11 protein-coding genes are annotated in these 15,232 nt (G+C 71.0%); 10 read left to right on the top strand and 1 reads right to left on the bottom strand.

What is annotated here, in order from left to right; genetic code table 11:
• From A3CQ_RS0147835 to gatA, 9 genes are all read left to right on the top strand, one after another.
• Positions 1-354 (top strand): electron transfer flavoprotein subunit beta/FixA family protein (locus A3CQ_RS0147835; RefSeq protein WP_026206861.1); only part of this gene is annotated, 354 nt, incomplete at its 5' end.
• A 14-nt stretch (positions 355-368) separates the two neighbouring features.
• Positions 369-1,316: an electron transfer flavoprotein subunit alpha/FixB family protein gene (locus tag A3CQ_RS0147830; RefSeq protein ID WP_020518098.1), complete on the top strand. Its 948-nt coding sequence runs from the start codon at positions 369-371 to the stop codon at positions 1,314-1,316.
• Positions 1,317-1,402: 86 nt separating this feature from the next.
• Positions 1,403-2,578, top strand: a complete 1,176-nt coding sequence (locus A3CQ_RS0147825; protein ID WP_026207020.1) for a cysteine desulfurase family protein — start codon at positions 1,403-1,405, stop codon at positions 2,576-2,578.
• A gap of 34 nt (positions 2,579-2,612) precedes the next feature.
• Positions 2,613-3,725 (top strand): tRNA 2-thiouridine(34) synthase MnmA, encoded by a 1,113-nt coding sequence (gene mnmA / locus A3CQ_RS0147820; RefSeq protein WP_051115555.1) that lies wholly within the window; start codon positions 2,613-2,615, stop codon positions 3,723-3,725.
• The gene (locus tag A3CQ_RS0147815) at positions 3,718-4,713 is read left to right on the top strand and encodes a uroporphyrinogen decarboxylase/cobalamine-independent methonine synthase family protein (RefSeq protein ID WP_020518095.1); all 996 of its coding nucleotides are present in this window, start codon (positions 3,718-3,720) and stop codon (positions 4,711-4,713) included. The genes mnmA and A3CQ_RS0147815 overlap by 8 nt, the downstream gene beginning before the upstream one ends.
• 180 nt (positions 4,714-4,893) lie before the next feature.
• Complete coding sequence (ligA, locus tag A3CQ_RS0147810; protein WP_026207019.1) at positions 4,894-7,113, top strand: NAD-dependent DNA ligase LigA; 2,220 nt, start codon at positions 4,894-4,896, stop codon at positions 7,111-7,113.
• A gap of 1,035 nt (positions 7,114-8,148) precedes the next feature.
• Positions 8,149-10,005 carry a putative bifunctional diguanylate cyclase/phosphodiesterase gene (locus tag A3CQ_RS0147805; protein WP_020518093.1) on the top strand — a complete coding sequence of 619 codons (1,857 nt, stop codon included), beginning with the start codon at positions 8,149-8,151 and terminating at the stop codon, positions 10,003-10,005.
• Between the two features lie 355 nt (positions 10,006-10,360).
• Complete coding sequence (gatC, locus tag A3CQ_RS0147800) at positions 10,361-10,657, top strand: Asp-tRNA(Asn)/Glu-tRNA(Gln) amidotransferase subunit GatC (protein WP_020518092.1); 297 nt, start codon at positions 10,361-10,363, stop codon at positions 10,655-10,657.
• Positions 10,658-10,662: 5 nt separating this feature from the next.
• Complete coding sequence (gatA, locus tag A3CQ_RS0147795; RefSeq protein WP_020518091.1) at positions 10,663-12,126, top strand: Asp-tRNA(Asn)/Glu-tRNA(Gln) amidotransferase subunit GatA; 1,464 nt, start codon at positions 10,663-10,665, stop codon at positions 12,124-12,126.
• 20 nt (positions 12,127-12,146) lie between these two features.
• Here the strand turns inward: gatA and A3CQ_RS0147790 are convergent, their stop codons facing one another.
• Positions 12,147-13,598 (bottom strand): M1 family metallopeptidase, encoded by a 1,452-nt coding sequence (locus tag A3CQ_RS0147790; RefSeq protein ID WP_020518090.1) that lies wholly within the window; start codon positions 13,596-13,598, stop codon positions 12,147-12,149.
• A 125-nt stretch (positions 13,599-13,723) separates the two neighbouring features.
• Here A3CQ_RS0147790 and gatB point away from each other — a divergent pair, with 125 nt between their 5' ends.
• The gene (gene gatB, locus A3CQ_RS0147785) at positions 13,724-15,220 is read left to right on the top strand and encodes an Asp-tRNA(Asn)/Glu-tRNA(Gln) amidotransferase subunit GatB (protein WP_020518089.1); all 1,497 of its coding nucleotides are present in this window, start codon (positions 13,724-13,726) and stop codon (positions 15,218-15,220) included.
• Positions 15,221-15,232: the final 12 nt, after the last annotated feature.

Raw genomic sequence — 15,232 nt, 5'->3', positions numbered from 1 at the left:
GGTGCCCGCAAGTTGACGGTTGATGGGTCGCAGTTGACGGCGGAGCGGCAGACCGATGAGGGCTATGAGGTGGTCACGGCGGTTACGCCGGCGGTGGTGAGTGTGTGGGACACGATCAACGAGCCGCGGTATCCGTCGTTCAAGGGGATCATGGCGGCGAAGAAGAAGCCGGTGCAGACCCTGTCGCTGGCCGATCTGGGTGTGGACGCGNGTGAGGTNGGNNCNGCCGGNGCGACCAGNCNGGTGCTGGAGTTCGCTGCCCGCCCGGCCCGGTCCGCGGGGCAGAAGGTCACGGATGAGGGTGATGGCGGCGCTCTGCTGGTGTCGTATCTGGCCGCCGAGAAGTTTGTCTGAGAGGGGTTTTCGTCATGGCTGAGGTTGTGGTCGTCGTCGAGGCCTCTGCGGCTGCCGGCGTCAAGAAGGTCACGCTGGAGATGCTGACGCTGGCTCGCACGCTGGGCACGCCGTCCGCGGTGGTGTTCGGGGATCTGGAGGTGGCGTCCCGGCTGGGTGAGTTCGGCGCCGAGAAGATCTACGTGGCGGCCGGTGAGGACGTCGAGGGTTACCTGGTGGCGCCGAAGGCGACGGTGGTGGCGTCGCTGGTCGAGCGGGTGCAGCCGGCGGCGGTGTTGCTGGCGTCGACGCAGGAGGGTAAGGAGATCGCCGGCCGGCTGGCGGTCAAGCTGGACAACGGTCTGCTGACCGACGCGGTCGCGGTCGAGTCGGACGGCACCGCGACGCAGGGAATCTTCGCCGGGGCGGCGACGGTGAAGTCGAAGGTCACCCGCGGGTTGCCGATCATCACGATCCGCCCGAACTCCACCACCCCGGTCTCGGCTCCGGCCACGCCGGCGGTGGAGCAGTTGACGGTGAGCGTGAGTGACGCGGACAAGCTGGCCAGAGTGGTCGAGCGGGTGGCCGAGAAGAAGGGTTCGCGGCCGGAGCTGACCGAGGCGTCGATCGTGGTCTCGGGCGGTCGGGGGGTGGCCAGTGCGGACAACTTCAAGCTGGTGGAGGAGTTGGCTGATCTGCTCGGCGGCGCGGTCGGCGCGTCGCGGGCGGCGGTGGACTCGGGGTTCTATCCGCATCAGTTCCAGGTGGGGCAGACCGGCAAGACGGTCTCCCCGCAGTTGTATGTCGCTTTGGGCATTTCCGGGGCGATTCAGCACCGGGCCGGGATGCAGACCTCGAAGACGATCGTCGCGGTGAACAAGGACCCCGAGGCGCCCATCTTCGAGCTTGCCGACTACGGCGTGGTCGGTGACCTGTTCAAGGTCGTCCCGCAGGCGGCCGACGAGATCCGCAAGCGCAAATAGCCACCGGGCCGGGTGGTCTCCGCGCGACGGAGACCACCCCGGCGCCGAGAGGGATTCACCTTCAGAGGGCATAAGCTTGACCCTTGATGGCCTACCTGGATCATGCAGCAACGACCCCGATGCTCGCCGAAGCGCTGGACGCCTACACCACCGCCGCGCGAGACGTCGGCAATCCGTCATCCCTGCACGCGGCGGGCCGATGCGCCCGCCGCCTGGTCGAGGAGTCCCGCGAGCGCATCGCCGCCGCCCTGAACGCCCGCCCGTCCGAGGTCGTCTTCACCTCCGGCGGGACGGAAAGCGACAACCTGGCCACCAAGGGCATCTTCTGGGCGCAGCGCTCGGCCTCGCTCAACCGCACCCGCGTCATCGCCTCGGCGGTCGAGCATCACGCGGTCCTCGACGCGGTCGACTGGCTGGGCACCCACGAGGGCGCCACGGTCGACATCCTTCCCGTCGACGAGACGGGCGCGGTCGATCCCGACGCCCTGGCCGACCGCCTCGACCGCTACCGCGACGAGATCGCCGTGGTCAGCGTGCAATGGGCGAACAACGAGGTGGGCACCATCCAGCCCATCCATGAGCTGGCGCGGCTGACGGCCGAGGCCGGCGTCCCCTTCCACACCGACGCCGTCCAGGCCGTGGGCCAGATCCCGGTCGACTTCGCCGCCAGCGGTGCGGCGGCGATGACCCTCACCGGCCACAAACTGGGCGGTCCCGTCGGCGTCGGAGCCCTCCTCCTCGGCCGGGACGTCCCCTGCACCCCGCTCCTGCACGGCGGCGGCCAGGAACGCGACGTCCGCTCGGGCACCCTCGACACTGCCGGCATCGCCGCGTTCGCCGTGGCGGTGGAGATGTCGGTCAAGTCCCAGCAGGACTACGCCGCGCGGGTCAGCGCCCTGCGGGACGACCTGATCACCCGCGTACGGCAGGTCGTGCCGGACGCGGTCTACAACGGCGCCACCGCTGATCGCCTCCCCGGAAATGCCCATTTCAGCTTCCCCGGCTGCGAGGGCGACGCCCTGCTGCTCCTGCTCGACGCGGCGGGAGTCGCCTGCTCCACCGGCTCGGCCTGCTCGGCCGGCGTGGCCCAGCCCAGCCACGTCCTGATCGCGATGGGCGCCGACGACGACCGGGCCCGCTCATCCCTCCGCTTCACCCTCGGCCACACGAGCACGATCGAGGAGGTCGACCAGCTCCTCGCCGCCCTCCCGGGAACGGTCGAGCGGGCGCGGCGGGCGACCGCCTGGAAGACGCCGCGCTGAAAATCACTCCGTACCGGCGGATAGGCTTGCCGGTATGCGAGTTCTAGCGGCCATGTCGGGCGGAGTCGATTCCGCCGTTGCCGCCGCGCGCGCCCACGACGCCGGTCACGACGTCACCGGGGTGCATCTGGCGCTGGCGCGCAACCCCCAGACCTATCGGACGGGAGCGCGAGGCTGCTGCACGCTGGAAGACTCGCGCGACGCCCGTCGGGCCGCCGATGTGATCGGCATCCCGTTCTACGTGTGGGACATGGCGGACCAGTTCCACGAGAGCGTCGTCGACAACTTCGTGGCGGAGTATGCGGCCGGTCGCACCCCCAACCCTTGCCTGCGTTGCAACGAAAAGATCAAGTTCGCGGCGGTGCTCGACCGGGCGGTCGCGCTCGGCTTCGACGCGGTCGTCACCGGCCACCACGCCCGCCTGGGCGCCGACGGCCTGCTGCGCCGCAGCGTCGACGACGGCAAAGACCAGTCGTACGTGCTGGCCGTCCTCACCCGCGCCCAGCTCGACCGGGCGGTCTTCCCGCTCGGCGATTCGACCAAGGCGCAGGTGCGGGCCGAGGCGGCCGAGCGGGGCCTGGCGGTCGCCGACAAGCCCGATTCGCACGACATCTGCTTCATCGCCGACGGCGACACCCGGGGCTTCCTCGAGCGTCGGCTGGGCACGGCCCCGGGCGACATCGTCGATTCCCGTACGGGGGAGACGATCGGCACGCACAACGGCGCGTTCTCGTACACGGTGGGCCAGCGCAAGGGTCTCGACCTGCGGGTGCCCGCCGCCGACGGCCGCCCGCGATACGTCCTGTCGATCACGCCGAAGACCAACACGGTGACGGTCGGCCCGCGCGAGGCGCTCGCGGTCGACGTGGTGACCGCGACCAGGGTGATCTGGCACGGCGAGCCCACCCCGGTCGAGTGTGACGTGCAGCTGCGTGCCCACGGCGAGGTGGTGCGGGCCGAGGTGACCGTCGAGGGCGACACGCTGACGGCCCGCCTGCACGAGCCGGCCCGCGGCGTCGCGGCCGGCCAGGCGATCGTCGCCTACCGCCGCGATCCCGGCGGTGACGCGGTGCTGGGCTCGGCCACGATCACGGCCGGTGTCCCCGTGTCGTCCGGCCCGGCCGAGCCGGCGGTGGCACATGCCTGAGTTTCCCTGGCCGGCCGGGGCCGCGACCGGCATCGGCTCGCTGCCCGGCACCGACATCGTCGAGGCGCAGCGCGTCGTCTTCGGCGAGCTGCCCGACCTGCCGCACCTGCCCGAGCTGCCGGCCCGTGGCCCCGGCGCCGACCTGATCGGCCGCAGCGCGGGATTCCTGGTCGAGCTGCCCGTGCAGCTCTACGCCGGCCGCTGGCAGATGGCGCCGCGCCCCGGCCAAGATCTGCGTCGCACGGCCGACCTGCTGGAACGCGACCTCGACCAGATGACCGTGCAGGGCGACGGTTTCGCCGGCACGTTCAAGCTGCAGTCGGCCGGACCGTGGACGCTGGCCGCCTCGATCGACCTGCAGATCGGCGGCGGGGTGCTGCGCGATCCCGGCGCGGTGCGCGACCTCACCGACTCGCTGGCCGAGGGCCTGCGCCGGCATGTCGACGAGGTGCGCAAGCGCCTGCCGCACGCGAGCATCCTGCTTCAGCTCGACGAGCCGTCGTTGCCCGCGGTGCTGGCCGGCCGGGTCCCGACCGAGAGCGGCCTGAGCGCGTACCGGGCGGTCAACGCTCCCGACGCCGCGACCGCGCTGCGCACGATCGTCGAGGCGGTGGGCGTTCCCGTGGTCGCCCATTGCTGTGCTTCCGACGTACCGCTGCAGGTCTTTCGTGATTCTCGGGCCGCGGCCATCGCTCTCGACCTCGGCCTGCTCAAAGACCTGGACCCGGTGGGCGAGGCGATCGAGGCCGGCGTGGGACTGTTCGCCGGCGCGGCGCCCACCCAGCCGACCGACGGCCGGGCCCTGACCGGCAAGCAGGTCGCCGAGCGCGTGACCAAGCTGTGGACCAGGCTGGGCTTCTCGGCGACGCGGCTCGCCGAGCAGGTCGTGGTCACCCCGGCCTGTGGGCTGGCCGGCGCCACCGACGCCTACGCCCGAGCCGTGCTCAACTCCTGCCGCGAGGCCGGCCGCCGCCTCGCCGAGGCCTGATCCTTCGTTCCTGTCATAGCGGTCCGGCCGGCCCGGTCTTCCTCGGAGACCGGGCCGTGCGGCGGGCCGAAAATGTCAGAGGCGGCAGCTAAGTTCCTCATAGCTGATGCGAGCGGAGGGGTTCCGGTGGCGAAAAGTTCGGATGCGCGACGTGACGGCGAGTCCGCGGTCGAGGTGCAGGTGGCCGAGGAGCTCGCCGCCGGTCGCCCGACGCCCGAGCAAGTGGCCGCCGCCGGCAAAGACCCCACATCCGAGGCGAGCACCCGCCACGCCGAGCTGGCCGACGAGGTGCGCGGCCATCAGTACCGCTACTACGTGCTCGACTCGCCCACCGTCTCCGACGCCGAGTTCGACAAGCTGCTGCGCGAGCTCGAGGCGCTCGAAGAGGAGTTCCCGGCGCTGCGTACGCCCGACTCCCCGACGCAAAATGTCGGCGGCACCTTCTCCACCACCTTCACCCCGGTGCAGCACGCCGAGCGCATGCTCTCGCTCGACAACGTCTTCGACGAGGACGAGCTGGCCGCCTGGTCCGAGCGCACGCTGCGCGACGCCGGCGGCCCGGTCGAGTTCATCTGCGAGCTCAAGGTGGACGGTCTGGCCATCAACCTGACCTACGAAAAGGGCCGGCTGGTCCGCGGCGCCACCCGCGGCGACGGGCGTACGGGTGAGGACGTGACGTCCAACGTGCGCACGATCCGCGAGATCCCCGAGCGCCTGGCCGACGACAACCCGCCCGACCTGCTCGAGGTGCGCGGCGAGATCTACTTCCCCGTCTCCGCCTTCGCCGACCTCAACGCGTCGCTGGTCGAGCAGGGCAAGGCGCCCTTCGCCAACCCGCGTAACGCCGCCGCCGGCAGCCTCCGGCAGAAAGACCCCCGGATCACCGCCTCGCGCGGGCTGCGCATGGTGGTGCACGGCATCGGCGCCCGGGTCGGCTTCACCCCGACGTCCCAGTCCCACGCGTACGAAGCGCTGAAATCGTGGGGCCTGCCCACGAGCGAGCGCTGGAAACTCGTCGACGACCTGGCCGGCGTAAGGGAGTACATCGCCTATTACGGCGAGCACCGGCACGACGTTGAGCACGAGATCGACGGCGTGGTGGTCAAGGTCGACTCGGTCTCGATCCAGGGCCGGCTCGGCTCGACCAGCCGGGCGCCGCGCTGGGCCATCGCCTATAAGTACCCGCCCGAGGAGGTCACCACCAAGCTGCTCGACATCGCGGTCAACGTCGGTCGCACCGGCCGGGTGACCCCGTTCGCGATCCTCGAGCCGGTCAAGGTGGCGGGCTCCACGGTCGCCCAGGCGACGCTGCACAACGCGCGCGAGGTCGAGCGCAAGGGTGTGCTGATCGGCGACACGATCGTGCTGCGCAAGGCCGGCGACGTGATCCCCGAGGTGCTGGGCCCGGTCATCGACCTCCGCCCGGAGGACGCCCACGCGTTCGTAATGCCGACACACTGTCCCTCCTGCGGCACCCAGCTGGCGCCGGCCAAGGAGAGCGACATCGACATCCGCTGTCCCAACACCCGGTCGTGCCCCGCCCAGCTGCGCGAGCGGGTGTTCCACCTGGCCGGGCGCGGGGCGTTCGACATCGAGGTGCTGGGCTACAAGGCGGCCCAGGCGCTGCTCGACTCCGGCGTGATCACCGACGAGGGCGAGCTGTTCTCGCTCACCGCCGACCAGTTGCGCGAGTCCCCATTCTTCGTCAACCAGGACGGCAGCCTCGGCAGCAACGCCGTGCGCCTGCTCGAAAACCTGGAAAAGGCGAAGGAGCAGCCGCTGTGGCGGGTGCTGGTGGCGCTCTCCATCCGGCACGTCGGCCCGACCGCGGCCCAGGCGCTGGCCCGCGAGTTCTTCTCGATGGACGCCATCGAGGAAATCGTCACCACACCCCCGCCACCGCCCGAGCCGCTAGAGGAGGACGCCGAGCCCGGCACCAAGCGCAAGGCGCCCAAGCCCGAGCCCGACGCGCTGTCCGCCGTCGAGGGCGTCGGCCCGACCATCGCCGAGAGCCTGCGCGAGTGGTTCACGGTCGACTGGCACCGCGAGATCGTGCGCCGCTGGCGCGAGGCCGGCGTCCGCATGGTGGACGAGCGGGTCGACGAGGGCCCCCGCCCGCTCGAGGGCATGACCTTCGTGGTCACCGGCACCCTGGCCGGGTTTTCGCGCGACCAAGCCACCGAGGCACTGACCACCCGAGGCGGCAAGGTGAGCGGCTCGGTGTCCAAAAAGACGGCCTTCGTGGTGGTCGGCGACAACCCCGGCAGCAAATACGACAAGGCCCTCTCGCTGAAGGTCCCAGTGCTGGACGAGGCCGGCTTCGGCGTCCTGCTGGCCGACGGCCCCGACGCGGCCCGCGCGGTAGCCGAGATGGCCCCCGAGTCTCCGCCCGAGGCCTGACGGGAGCGATCCTCCCGATCCGCCCGCGCCCTTGTCGCCCACCCCAGGTGGACCCACCCAGTTGCCGCGGGCCCCCTCGGCTTGCGGGCCAGCCCGTGGGCGAGCCTCGCCCGGCCTGGCGGCCCAGTCCCGTCGGCAGGCTTCGCCCGGGCTGGCGGCCCAGTCCCGTCGGCTGGCCTCGCCCCGGCCGGGACGATTGATACAGCCCGTTCCTCGGTCGTGTGATGCAGCCCGTCCTCGGTCGTGCCCGTGGCGCAGCCGGGGCGGCCCAGTCTTCCGTAGCCTTCCCCGGCTGGACCTGACCGTCACCTGAATGGCGTAATTTACGGATAATGAGCGTTTGGAGGCTTATGCCGATTTGATAACGCCGAAGCTGTTTCACGGCCAACGGACAATGCGGATCTATGGTGAAAACCATCGGTAGATCACCGCCATTGTGGAGGTCGTATGGACGCCGCACGCCCTCGCAAACGCGTGGCGCCCCCGCACGCCACCAGCGACGGCCCGGCCGAAAGCCATGCGACCCCCACCCGAGACGCAGCCCCCAACCCCAGCGCGACGCCCATCCGCGGCGCGACGCCCGACCGCGGCGCGACGCCCGACCGTGGCGCGACGCCCATCCGCGGCGCGACGCCAGCCGACGGCGGGACGGCCGCCCGGCGCGCGACGACGGCCAGCCACGCCGCACCCGGTAGCGACGCCGCGTCCGGCAGCGACGCCGCGCCTGGCGGCGGTGCGACGCTTGCTCGCGACGCAGCCCTTGTCCGCGACGCGATGCTTGCCGACGACGCCGCGCCCGATCGTGATGGTGCCCTTGACGAGGGCGCGGCCTTCGGCCGGCGTGAGATGGGTGACCGGGGGGCGGGGCTCGGCCGGGGGGCGGATCCTGACCGCGGCGCGGCGGTTGAGCGTGGGGTGGCTCGTCGGCGGCGGCGGGGGGTCGTGGTTGTGGTGGGGGCGGCGTTGGGGGTTGACGCCCTGCTGGGGGTGGTGGGGTGGGGGACGTTTGCGGGGCTGGCGGGAGCCTACTGGCTGATGGCGGTGCTGGCCGTGGTGGTGGATGCGCGGCCTTACGTGCTGGCGGATCGGCGGGCCAGTTCGGTTATTTTGCCGTCGATCTGCTTCACGTTTGCGATCGCGCTCGCGTGGGGGGTGGTGCCGGCGCTGGCGGTGCAGGTGGTGGCGGTGGCCGTGGCGGGGGCGCGGATGCGGCAGAGCGTGCGGCGGACGTTTCACCTGGCGGTGCAGCATGCGGTGGCGATCGGGGCGGCCGCCGGCGTGGCGGGGATCGTGTCGTTGCGGATCGGGCCCCGGCCGGACTGGGATGACGCGCTGCTGACGATCGCGGCGGCGGGGGCCTGGATTCTCGCGCGGTACGGGCTGGCGGCGGGGGTGGCTCGGGTCAGCTCGCATCGGCGGCGGCGGCCTTCTCGGCGGCGGGGGATCGAGGTGCTGGCCACGGCGGCCCTGTTGCTGCTCGGGCCCGTCGTGTTGGCTACCGCGCAGGTCGGGCTCGCGTTTGTGCCGCTGGTGCTGCTGGCCCTGCACGCGGTGCATCGGATGGTGCGGTCGGCGTGCGAGTCGGAGCGGGCGGCGCGGGTCGACGCGTTGACGGGACTGCCGAACCGGCGGGCGTTGCAGGCCACGGTGGGTGACAAGCACGGGCGGCAGCGGGCGCTCTTGTTGCTCGACCTCGATCGGTTCCGGACGGTCAACGACGCGCTCGGGCACCGGGTCGGCGACCGGCTGCTGGTCGAGGTGGCGCGGCGGCTCGCTGATGTGGTGCCCGCGCACGACCTGGTGGTGCGGCTGGGCGGGGACGAGTTCGCGGTGCTCGCCAACCGGGTGGACGGGGCGCCCGAGGCCCGCCGGATCGCCTATCACCTGGCCGAGGCGCTGAACCGGCCGTTCGCGCTGGACGGGCTTCCGGTCGACGTCAGCGCCTCGATCGGGATCGCGTTGCAGGGCGACTCGGCGGACGACTGCGCGACGCTGCTGCGCGAGGCCGAGGCCGCCATGTACGACGCGAAGCAGCGCGGTGATCAGGTCGCCGTCTACGGGCCGGACGCGGCGCACCACTCGCCCGACCGGCTGGCGCTGCTCGCGGACCTGCGGCGGGCGCTGCGGGAGGACGCGCCCGACGACGGGATCGTCCTCTTCTACCAGCCGCAGATCGCCATCCCGACCGGCGAGGTGGTCGGTGTCGAGGCGCTGTTGCGCTGGCAGCACCCCGAACGGGGACTGGTCGGGCCGGAGGAGCTGATCCGGGTGGCCGAGCCGACCCCGGTGATGCGGCTGCTCACTCTGCGCGTGCTGCACGACGTCGTGGCGCAGGTCGCCGCCTGGCGGGACGCCGGACGCCCGTTGCGCGCCGCGGTGAACGTGAGCGCGCGTGACCTGCACGCCGGTGGCATCGCCGACCGGGTCGAAGAACTTCTGCACGAGTACGCCCTGCCGGCCGACCTGCTCCAGCTGGAGATCACCGAGAGCGCGCTGATGGCCGACCCGCACCGCGTCCTCAACACGATCACGCGGCTCGACCGGATGGGTGTCGCGATCTCGCTGGACGACTTCGGCACGGGCTACTCGTCTCTTCAGCACCTGCGCCGGCTTCCGCTGGCCGAGGTGAAGATCGATCGCTCCTTCGTGCTCGGCATGGCGACCGATCGGGGCGACGCCGCGATAGTCCGTTCGGTGATCGATCTGGCCGAGGCCCTGGGCCTGCGCGCGGTCGCCGAGGGCGTCGAGGACGAGCGCACCTGGCGCCTGCTGGCCGCCGCCGGCTGCCACGCCGCCCAGGGCTGGTTCCACGCCCGCCCGATGCCCCCCGACGACCTGAGCACCTGGCTGTCGCGCTACCGCCCCCTGGTCCTGCCGACACTGCTGACCTGACGCCAAGACGCAACATTCAATCGATATGCTTTGATCTCCTGCATTCCCCCCGACCCCACTCCCACCTGCGGAGCGGCGGCCCGGACCGGTCCTGCCTGCGGTCGGTGACGACCGTAGGGGGTTTGGGCGCAACCACTCACGCAGGTCGCCCGGGTGGGTCGAGTGTTTTGGGCGCTCCAGCGCCCTGCTCGGCCCGCCCGGGTCCCGGCGGGAGCGACGGTCTGTATCACCCACTCAGGCACGACATGAGGAATTTGATCTTCGAGGTGGGTGACCTGACCGCCCGGCGAAAATTCTGTCGGGGGGTCGAAATAGACTCGTCGAGTCAGATACGGAATCGGAGAAAGTAGGGGCTATGGCCATCTCCCGCGAAGAGGTCGCGCATCTCGCGCGCCTGTCGCGGCTCGCCGTGACCGAGCAGGAACTGGATCAGTTCGCGGGGCAGCTCGATGTGATCCTGCAGTCGGTGGCGCGGGTCGGCGAGGTGGCGGCGGATGACATTCCGCCCACGTCACACTCCGTGCCGTTGACAAATGTGTATCGCGACGACGTTCCGCAGCCGTGCCTCACGCAGGAGGAGGCGCTCTCGGGCGCGCCCGACGCGTTCGAGGGCCGGTTCCGGGTGCCGCGGATCCTGGATGAGGAGGCCTGAGCCCGATGACCGATCTGATCAGGATGACGGCCGTCGAGCTGGCTGCGAAGATCAAGAGTCGGGAGGTCTCGGCCGTCGAGGTCGCCCAGGCTCATCTCGACCGCATCGAGGCCGTCGACGATCGCGTCCACGCCTTCCTGCACGTCGACCGGGAGGGTGCGCTCGCCGCCGCCGCCCGGGTCGACAAGGGCGAGGTCACCGGGCCGCTGGCGGGCGTTCCCGTCGCGGTCAAGGACGTGATCGCCACCAAGGGCGTGCCCACGACCGCGGCCTCCAAGATCCTCGAGGGCTGGCGTCCGCCCTACAACGCGACGATCGTGGAGCGGCTGCAGGCGGCCGGCACGGTCATGCTCGGGAAGACCAACATGGACGAGTTCGCGATGGGCTCCTCCACGGAGTACTCGGCCTATGGTCCGACCAACAACCCGTGGGACCTCGGACGCATCCCGGGCGGCTCCGGCGGTGGGTCGGCGGCGTCGATCGCGGCCTATGAGGCACCGCTGGCGATCGGCACCGACACCGGCGGCTCGATCCGCCAGCCCGGCGCGGTCACCGGCACGGTCGGCGCGAAACCGACCTACGGCGGTACGTCCCGTTATGGCCTGATCGCGTTCTCCTCCTCGCTCGACACCCCGGGCCCCTGCGCCCGCACCGTCGAGGACGCGGCCCTGCTGCACACCGTGATCGCCGGCCACGACCCGCGCGACTCCACCTCGATCCCGCAGGCCGTGCCCGACGTGGTCGGCGCGGCCCGGCTCGGCGCGACCGGCGACCTCAGCGGGGTCAAGCTGGGCCTGGTCAAGGAGTTCGCGGGCGACGGCTCCGAGCCGGGCGTCTCGGCGGCGTTCCGCGAGTCGCTCGAGGCGCTGGTCAAGCTCGGCGCCGAGGTCATCGAGGTGTCCTGCCCCCACTTCCAGTACGCACTGCCCGCCTACTATCTGATCGCGCCGAGTGAGTGCTCCTCCAACCTCGCCCGCTTCGACGGCGTCCGCTACGGCCTGCGGGTCGGCGACGACGGCAACCGGTCGCTGGAGGAGGTCATGTCCCTCACCCGCGACGCCGGCTTCGGCCCCGAGGTCAAGCGCCGCATCATCCTGGGGACGTACGCGTTGTCCAGCGGTTACTACGACGCCTACTACGGGCAGGCGCAGAAGGTGCGCACGCTGATCACGCGCGACTTCCAGAAGGCGTTCGAGCAGGTCGACGTGCTGGTCTCGCCGACGACGCCGTTCGTCGCATTCCCGTTCGGGTCGCGTACGTCGGACCCGTACCAGATGTATCTCGCCGACCTGTTCACGATCCCGACGAACCTGTACGGCGGTCCGGCCATCTCGGTGCCGTGCGGACTGTCCGAGGGACTGCCGGTCGGCTTCCAGGTCATGGCGCCGACCATGGCCGACGACCGGATGTACCGGGTGGCGGCGGCGCTCGAGTCCGCGGTCGGAACTCTCACGCCGCCGGCCCTCTGATTCTCGCGACGCCGGCTTCGCTATGAAGCCGGCGTCGTCTTCGAGTCCAGCCAGGTGTTGATCAGCTTGGTGAAGTTCCGGCCGGTCTGCTTGTTGACGAAGGCGATGAACGACGCCCGGTCCTGCTGGGTGCCCTTCTGCGTCTGCACCCACGCCCTGGCCAGCGCGAAGAACTTCGTGTCGCCGAGCGCGTCGTTCAGCTCCTTGAGCATCGCGGCCGGGCAGTAATAGACGTTGCTCTCGGCGAAGTTCGCCGCCTTCGGGTGCCCGGGCGGCCCGAGCCGCTTGCGCAGGTCGGCGTCGGCCGTGCGCAGGTAGTCCTCGAGCGCCGTGTCGCTGAAGTGGTACAGCTCCTGCTCCCACAGATATTGCGCGTACGTCGCCCAGCCCTCGTTGAGCCACAGGTCGTTCCAGTTGGACGTGGTGACCGCGTCGCCGAACCAGTGGTGCGAGTACTCGTGGAGCAGGTCCTCCTCGAACGCGGCGGCGTCCAGCTTCTTGATCTTGCCACCCATCGTGATCATCTGCTGGGTCTCCATGCCGGACGCCGAGTCGACGATCACGATGCCGCCGGTGGCGAACGGGTACGGCCCGAACCGCTTCTCCAGGAAGGTCAGGAACTGCGGCGACTTGCGCAGCGACGGCACCAGCTTGTCGTCGGTGCCGGCGCGGTACCAGTAGGTAAGCGGTACGCCGTTCGGGCCCTTCGCGCTGATCTTCTTGTACTTGCCGACGGCCAGGGTCTGCAGGTAGGACGACATCGGAACATCGCTGCGGTACGTGAACGTCGTGCCCTTCACTCCGGTCGGCGTGCCCGCGGCGATCGCCGAGAAGCCGGCCGGCACCGTCACCGAGATGTCGTAGAGCGCCTTGTCGGACGGCTGGTCGTTGGCCGGGTACCAGGTGAACGCCCCGTACGGCTCCTGCATCGTCCAGAGGCCGCCGCCCTTGGTGATCGTCAGGCCGAGCGGCTCGGAGTCGCTGCGGTGCGACGGCATCGGGGTGGTGGCCGGCCGGCCGTGGTAGGCGACGGCGAGCGTGACCGGCTTGTCCTTGGTGACCGCGACCGGAACGACGAGCCGCTCGGCGGTCACCGTGGCGCCGTCCACCGGCCGGTCGTCGACGGTGACCTTGTCCAGCGTGTACGGCTTGAAGTCGAGCTCGATCGAGGCGGCGTCGGCGGTCGGGCGGATCCGCAGCGTGGCGAGCCCGGTGAGCGTCTTCGTCGGCGGCGCCCAGGAGAGGTCGAGGCCGTAGTGCAGCACGTCGAGGCCCTTGTTGCCGTGTTTCGGGTAGACCGGGTCGGCGACCGGCGTCGACTTGCCCTTCGCCCAGGCGGAGTAGTCGACGGGCCCGGCCGGCGCGGCGGCGCTCGGGGCCGTCGTAGTCGCTGTCGTCGCCGGCTTGTCCTCACAACCCGCGACGAGAACGACGGCGGCGAGGGCCGCGGCCAGGAAGGGGGTGCGGTGCATGGCGGGCACGCTACCTTCTTGATCACCCTCCGTGGGGGCAGCCGGAGGTCGCCGAAAAACTGTCGGTGGCGGCCACTAGGCTTAAGAACGAAAGTCACCGGATCGGAAGTCTGGGAGCTCACCGCATGACCACCATCGCCCTGCCGACGTACGAGGACGCCGTCGCACGCTACGAGCCGGTCATCGGCCTGGAGACGCACGTCGAGCTGGGCACGCAGACCAAGATGTTCTGTGGCTGCCGCACCGAGTTCGGTGCCGAGCCCAACACCCAGGTCTGCCCGGTCTGTCTCGGCCTGCCCGGCGCGCTCCCGGTGGCCAACCGGGCCGGCATCGAGGCCACGATCCGCATCGGCCTCGCGCTGAACTGCGAGATCGCCACGTGGTGCCGCATGGCGCGGAAGAACTACTTCTACCCCGACATGCCGAAAAACTTCCAGACCTCGCAGTACGACGAGCCGCTCTGCGTCGACGGCTACGTCGATGTGGAGACCGGCGGAAAGACGTACCGGATCGGCATCGAGCGGGTGCACCTCGAGGAAGACACCGGCAAGACGCTGCACGTGGGCGGCGCGACCGGCCGCATCCAGGGCGCGACCGAGTCTCTGGTCGACTACAACCGGGCCGGCATCCCGCTCGTCGAGATCGTGACCAAGCCGGTGCCGGGCCTCGGCGAGCTCGCGCCCGAGGTCGCCCGGGCCTACGTGACCGAGCTGCGCGACATCATCCGCTCGCTCGGCGTCTCCGACGTGCGCATGGAGCAGGGCTCGCTGCGCTGTGACGTCAACACCTCGCTCAACAAGCCCGGCGCTGAGTGGGGCACCCGCACCGAGACGAAAAACGTCAACTCGCTGCGCTCGGTCGAGCGCGCCGTCCGCTCCGAGATCATCCGGCAGGCAGCGGTGCTCGACGGCGGCGGCCGCATCATCCAGGAGACCCGCCATTTCCACGAGGACCGCGGCGAGACCAGCCCCGGCCGGTCCAAGGAAGAGGCGACCGACTACCGCTACTTCCCCGAGCCCGACCTCGTGCCGATCGCGCCCGACCCGGCGTGGGTGGCCGAGCTCAAGGCGGCCCTGCCGGAAAAGCCGAGTGCCAAGCGGGCCCGCCTGCGTGAGGACTGGGGCATCAGCGAGCTCGACATGCAGTCGGTGGCCAACGCGGGCGCCGTCGAGCTGATCGAGGAGACGATCGCGGCCGGCGCTTCCCCCGCGGGCGCGCGCAAATGGTGGATGGGCGAGCTGGCCCGCCGTGCCAACGAGACCGGCATCGAGCTGTCCGCGGTGGGCGCGACCCCCGTGCAGGTGGCCGAGCTGCAGAAACTGGTCGACAGCGGCAAGCTCAACGACAAGCTGGCCCGCGCCGTGCTCGAGGGCGTGGTGGCCGGCGAGGGCAACCCGGCGGCCGTCATGGCGGCCCGTGGCCTCGAGGTGGTCAACGACGAGGGCGCCCTCACGGCGGCGGTCGACGAGGCCATCGCGGCCAACCCCGACATCGCCGCAAAGATCCGCGACGGCAAGGTGGCGGCCGCGGGCGCGCTGGTCGGCGCCGTCATGAAGACCACGCGCGGCCAGGCCGACGCCAAGGCCGTCCGCGACCTCATCCTGGCCCGCCTCTCGGCGTGAGCCCGCCTCGGC

Source organism: Paractinoplanes globisporus DSM 43857, from assembly GCF_000379645.1.
Lineage (GTDB): Bacteria > Actinomycetota > Actinomycetes > Mycobacteriales > Micromonosporaceae > Actinoplanes > Actinoplanes globisporus.
This window is presented reverse-complemented; position numbering and strand designations above follow the sequence as displayed.